The 1,455-nt window shown below is 41.3% G+C and carries 2 protein-coding genes; one reads left to right on the top strand and one right to left on the bottom strand.

Features of this window, described 5'->3' with window-relative positions; translation table 11 throughout:
* The coding region (locus tag ACRCJ0_RS13965) for an adenine deaminase C-terminal domain-containing protein (RefSeq protein ID WP_431390832.1) at positions 1-522 on the top strand (522 nt) is incomplete at its 5' end.
* A 94-nt stretch (positions 523-616) separates the two neighbouring features.
* Here ACRCJ0_RS13965 and jag read toward each other — a convergent pair.
* The coding region (jag, locus tag ACRCJ0_RS13960) for an RNA-binding cell elongation regulator Jag/EloR (RefSeq protein ID WP_431390831.1) at positions 617-1,455 on the bottom strand (839 nt) is incomplete at its 5' end.

The raw sequence follows: 1,455 nt of genomic DNA, 5'->3' as shown, positions 1-1,455 counted from the left end.
GTGGCACAATCCATTTTGACAAGAGGGTCTGAAGAGATATTACCTAGTGTAGATGGCAAATTTGAAGCCAATAGAGACTTCAATAAGGCTTGTGTGATTGAACGTCACGGTCATTCGGGTGGTATCGGTGTGAGCGCGATTAAGGGCTATAATATTGAAAATGGCGCGATTGCGACTAGTGTGTCCCATGATGCGCATAATATTACGGCTGTGGGCGATAACGACGCTGATATCCTACTGACGGTGAAAGAATTGGACCGTATTCAAGGGGGCTATGTGATTGCTTCTAAAGGGGAAATTGTTGCAGCCCTACCACTAGAATTGGCTGGTATTATCAGTATCCAGTCAGGCAAAACGGTACAAGCGCAATTAAATAAGATGGTGGCGCATGCTAGAGCACTTGGTGTACCTGAATCTATCGATCCGTTTATGACCCTATCTTTCATTGCCTTAACGGTCATTCCAGAATTACGGCTAACAGATAATGGTCTATATGATGTGAATCTGGGGCAATTTGTATAAGAAAATGAGTGAATACTACGATAATAACCAGAAAAAACGACCCTCAATATCCAGTGATAATGGGGGTCGTTTGCTGTTAATATTTTTATTATTTTTAGTCTTTGTAAGATACAACTAGATATCTATGCGGTTCTTTCCCTTCAGAATGGGTCGCAATATATGAATATCTAGCCAATTGCGCGTGGATAATTTTACGTTCCGCAGCAGGTAGTGGGTCCAAGAAAACAGGTTGTTTTGAATTGGCTACTTGGTCCGCTGTTTTACGTGCTAATCTCGCTAAGGTTTCTTGACGTCTTTCCCGATAATTGCCAACATTTACAATCACTTTGACATGTGGGCGCACATATTGGTGGGTCATCACCTGGGCAAGTGTTTCTAATGAATTAATGATCTTACCGTGTTTACCAATAACCAACCCTTTTTTCTCAGTTTGGATATTGTAAATAACAGTACGACCACGGTCTTCAACCTCAATATTGGCGTCTACTAGGTAGGATGCCAACACGTCTATCAGGTATTCAGCAACATGTTCCACATCTTTGAAGTCTTCATCTACCAATTCTAAGTCTTGGTCCGCTTGAACAGGCGTTTCAGCCTCATCAGCTGCCGCTTCCTCTGATTCAACTTCTACTTCAGCAATAGTTGCTTCTTTAGTAAAAGTTGTTTCATTAATTGATGGTTCAGACTTTTCAGTAGTCACTTCATCAGAGGCAAGTTCTTCTTCAACTTCTTGCTCTGATTCAGACTCAGCGCCTTGAGTCTCTGGCGCTTCCTCAAAACTTGTTGATTCAACAACTTCTTCTTCGATTTCATCTGTTACTGAATTGATTTCTGTATCTGTATTTTCAGACGGTTGATCCTCTAAATCCTCAGATGGCACCACTGCTGATGTGTTTTCTTGACCTAAATCAGAGAAGGAAAATAAATCATCTG

The organism is Aerococcus sp. L_32 (assembly GCF_050689315.1).
This window is presented reverse-complemented; position numbering and strand designations above follow the sequence as displayed.